Genomic DNA, 3880 nt, shown 5'->3' with positions numbered 1-3880 from the left:
GCTTGTCGCCGCTATCCACAGGGCGGTCATGCAAAAAACGTTTCGCCGCCATCTTGTAGACGCGCGAAGCACAGACAGATAGAGAGTGGCCGCCAGCGGCGGATCGCATAATTCAGGTCGAGGACGCGCCGCTGGCGGCCGTCCTTCGGGAAATGACGAGAATTTCCATGCGCTCTTTAGCCAGATTCGCCGAAATGAAGCGCCATGGCGAGAAAATCGCCATGCTCACCGCCTATGACGCGCCCCAGGCGCGCGCGCAGCAACAGGCTGGGATCGACGTGATTCTGGTCGGCGACAGCGTCGGCGTGAATATTCTGGGCTACGCCAGCGAACGCGAGGTCACCCTCGCCGATATGGCGCATCACACCCGCGCCGTGCGGCGCGGCGCGCCCGACACATTCGTCATCGCCGACATGCCCTTCGCGACCTATGATTCGCCCGAACAGGCCGTCGCCAGCGCCAAATTCCTGCAACAGGCCGGCGCCGATGCGGTGAAATTCGAAGGCGCCCATCCCGAGCTGGTGCAGGTGCTCGCCACCGCCGGCGTTCCGGTCTGCGGCCATCTCGGCTATGAGCCGCAGCATTGCGAAAGGCGTGTCCACGGCAAGACTTTCGAGGAAGCCGCGAAAATCTTCGCCGACGCCAAGGCGCTCGACGCGGCCGGCGTGTTCATGCTGGTGATCGAACTGGCGCCGGCCGAGCTCGCCGCCGCCGTGACGCGGGCGATCAAGGCCGCCACGATCGGGATCGGCGCGGGGCCGCATAATGACGGCCAGGTGCTGGTCTTCCCCGATGTGCTCGGCTATGCGGAAAAGAATTTTCGCCATAATCGCCGCTACGCCGAGGTCGGCGCGACCATGCGCACGGCGGCCGCCGCCTATCTGCTCGACGTCAAGGCCAAGGATTTCCCGACCATGGCCAATTGTTCGGCCATGCCGGCGGAGGTTTTCGCCCAGTTCGAGGCGGAGTTCATGGAAAAGCACGGCTGAGACGCGAAGGTCTTTCGCTCCTCGTCTTGGATCGTCCAGCCGAACTTTTTTCGTTTCGCGCCTAGCCAAGGCGGCTGCTACGCATAATCTGTCGTCGGCGGAAACAAGGGCTCACGCGAAACCGGCGACGACCGGTGCGGAAAAACAAGGGACAGCCGCCGAAGGGAGGCAATCATGTGCCGTTTTTTTGCGAACCAGCATCCGGATTCCTACGCCTTCGAGACGCGCTCGATCCGGCTGAACGGGCAATCGACCAGCATTCGACTTGAAAAAATCTTCTGGCGCATTCTCGAACAGATCGCCCGCCAGCAGGAGATGAGCGTGCCCCGTTTCATTTCGACCCTGCATGACGAAATTCTCGGTCTGTGGGGCGAAGTGGCCAATTTCGCCTCCCATTTGCGATGTATCTGCATCGTCGCCCTGGAGAACGGGCCGGCGGCGGCCTCGCTCGACGGGCGGCGGGTCGCCTGACCATTTCCAGCGAATAGTAACAGCGGAATACCACCCGCCGCCCCTGCCCGCCGCTAAGCTTGCGTCGAAGCGCGCTCGCGCGACCAAGACAAAGGGCAGATGATGGCCAAGGCGATCCATGTCATGATCCGCGTTCTCGACGAACAGCGGTCGGTGGAATTCTATGACAAGGCGTTCGGACTAAAGCCGTCCAGCCGACTGGATTTTCCCAGCTTCACACTGATCTATCTGCGCAATCCGGAAGTCGATTTCGAAATCGAGCTCACGGTCAACAAGGACCGGACCGAGCCCTATGCGCATGGCGAAGCCTATGGCCATGTCGCCTTTGTGGTCGACGACCTCGCCGCCGAACATGCGCGCTTTCAGAAGCTCGGCTTCAACCCGCTCGACATCAAGGAATTCGCGCCAGACGGGAACCTGATCGCGCGCTTCTTCTTCGTTCAGGACCCGGACGGCTACAAATACGAAATGCTGCAACGCCACGGCCATTACCAATAGGAAAAGGCCGCGAAACGGGACGCGGCCTCGACCCAGCCTGGCAAGAACCGGCGCTCGTTACGCCGCGCGGCGCTTTTCCATCAGTTCGACGAAACGCGCGAACAGATAATGGCTGTCCTGCGGGCCCGGCGAGGCCTCGGGATGATGCTGCACCGAGAAGGCCGGCCGGTCGGTCAAGGCGATGCCGCAATTGGTGCCGTCGAACAACGACTTATGAGTCTCCACGGCATTGGCCGGCAGCGTCGCCGGATCGACCGCGAAACCGTGGTTCATCGAGACGATCTCGACCTTGTGGGTAGTGAAATCCTTGACCGGATGATTGGCGCCGTGATGGCCCTGGCGCATTTTCAGGGTCCGGGCGCCGACCGCCAGCGCCATCATCTGATGGCCGAGGCAGATGCCGAAGGTCGGGACTTTGGCTTCGAGGATCTTGCGAATGGTCGGCACGGCATATTTGCCGGTCTCGGCCGGATCGCCGGGGCCATTGGACAGGAACACGCCATCGGGCTTCAGCGCGAGAATGTCCTCGGCGCTGGTCGTCGCCGGCACCACCTTGACCTCGCAGCCGGCTTCGGCGAGCAGGCGCAAGATATTGCGCTTCACGCCGAAATCCATCGCCACCACCTTGAAGCGCGTTCCGTCCTGCGCGCCATAACCCGCGCCGAGCTTCCAGGTGGTCTCGGTCCAGCCGTAATCGTTCTCGGCTGTGACGCCCGGCACCAGATCCATGCCGTCAATGCCCGGCCAGGCCGCCGCCTCTTTCTTCAGCGCGTCGAGATCGAACCGGCCTTCGGGATCATGGGCGATGACCGCATTGGGCATGCCCTTCTCGCGGATCAGCGCGGTCAGCGCGCGGGTGTCCACGCCGGAAAGGCCGATGATGCCGCGCGCCTTCAGCCAGTCCTCGAAACCCTTTTGCGCCCGGAAACTGGACGGCTGCGTGACAGGCGCCTGCACGATCACCCCGCGCGCGCCCTGCACCCGCGAATAATCGACCGTTTCGACATCCTCGTCATTGGCGCCGACATTGCCGATATGGGGGAAGGTGAAGGTCACGATCTGGCCGGCATAGGACGGATCGGTGAGAATTTCCTGATAGCCAGTCATGGCGGTGTTGAAACAGACCTCGCCGACCGCCTTGCCGGGCGCGCCAAAGCCATATCCCTCGATCACGGTTCCGTCCGCCAGGACCAGCAAAGCGGTGGGAACGGGCCGCGCCCATCCGTTTTCGTTGACTTGATCCCGGGCTTGATCCTGCATCCTGACCACTCTACAGATTTGCGCGATTGAGCCGCCCCCGGAGCAAAAGCCGGGGAACTTGCGCGCGGCCGCTTGCATTTAAGAGGCTTGGCCTCCCGGCGCAAGTTTTGTGCGCGGCTTTCAGAAGAAACAGGACATCGTCATGCTGCGCGAACAATTCACCTCGGAACTCAAGCTCGCCATGAAGGCGGGCGAAAAGCGCCGCGTCGAGACCATCCGCATGATTTCCGCCGCGCTGAAGGACAAGGACATCGAGGCCCGCGGCTCCGGCAAGGAAGTCGGCGAGGACGATATTCTGGCGCTGCTCCAGAAGCTGGTGAAGAGCCGCCAGGAATCGGCCGAAATCTACGAGAACAACGCCCGCCCCGAACTCGCCGCCCAGGAGCGCGAGGAAATCGCGGTCATCACCAGCTTCCTGCCGCAGCCAATGAGCGAGGACGACGTCGCCGCCGCGATCAAGGCCGCCATCGCCGAAACCGGCGCCGCCTCGATCAAGGACATGGGCAAGGTCATCGCCGAACTGAAGGCGCGCCATGCCGGCAAGATGGATTTCGCCAAGGTCAGCGGGCAGGTAAAGGCGGCATTGGCGGGATAAGTTTAACGGTCCCGCAGGCGTTAGGCGCCAGACTGCGTCCTGTCGCGTGACCAGTTGGCGCGTGACA

5 protein-coding genes are annotated in these 3880 nt (G+C 62.6%); 4 read left to right on the top strand and 1 reads right to left on the bottom strand.

The features are described from left to right. The first annotated feature begins 167 nt into the window (after positions 1 to 167). From panB to ACE3S9_RS16290, 3 genes are all read left to right on the top strand, one after another. Positions 168 to 989, top strand: a complete 822-nt coding sequence (gene panB, locus ACE3S9_RS16300) for a 3-methyl-2-oxobutanoate hydroxymethyltransferase (protein WP_374547531.1) — start codon at positions 168 to 170, stop codon at positions 987 to 989. A 174-nt stretch (positions 990 to 1163) separates the two neighbouring features. Next, complete coding sequence (locus tag ACE3S9_RS16295) at positions 1164 to 1460, top strand: ribbon-helix-helix domain-containing protein (protein WP_374547530.1); 297 nt, start codon at positions 1164 to 1166, stop codon at positions 1458 to 1460. A gap of 102 nt (positions 1461 to 1562) precedes the next feature. Then, on the top strand, positions 1563 to 1958 hold the full coding sequence (locus ACE3S9_RS16290; protein ID WP_374547529.1) for a VOC family protein: 396 nt from the start codon (positions 1563 to 1565) through the stop codon (positions 1956 to 1958). 57 nt (positions 1959 to 2015) lie between these two features. Here ACE3S9_RS16290 and carA read toward each other — a convergent pair whose 3' ends face one another. Continuing rightward, positions 2016 to 3218: a glutamine-hydrolyzing carbamoyl-phosphate synthase small subunit gene (gene carA / locus ACE3S9_RS16285; RefSeq protein WP_374547528.1), complete on the bottom strand. Its 1203-nt coding sequence runs from the start codon at positions 3216 to 3218 to the stop codon at positions 2016 to 2018. Between the two features lie 142 nt (positions 3219 to 3360). Here carA and ACE3S9_RS16280 point away from each other — a divergent pair, with 142 nt between their 5' ends. Next, entirely contained in the window at positions 3361 to 3813 is a 453-nt protein-coding gene (locus ACE3S9_RS16280; RefSeq protein WP_374547527.1) for a GatB/YqeY domain-containing protein, read from the top strand. Positions 3814 to 3880 lie beyond the last annotated feature (67 nt).

This window comes from Rhodoblastus sp., from assembly GCF_041915505.1.
Lineage (GTDB): Bacteria > Pseudomonadota > Alphaproteobacteria > Rhizobiales > Beijerinckiaceae > Rhodoblastus.
This window is presented reverse-complemented; position numbering and strand designations above follow the sequence as displayed.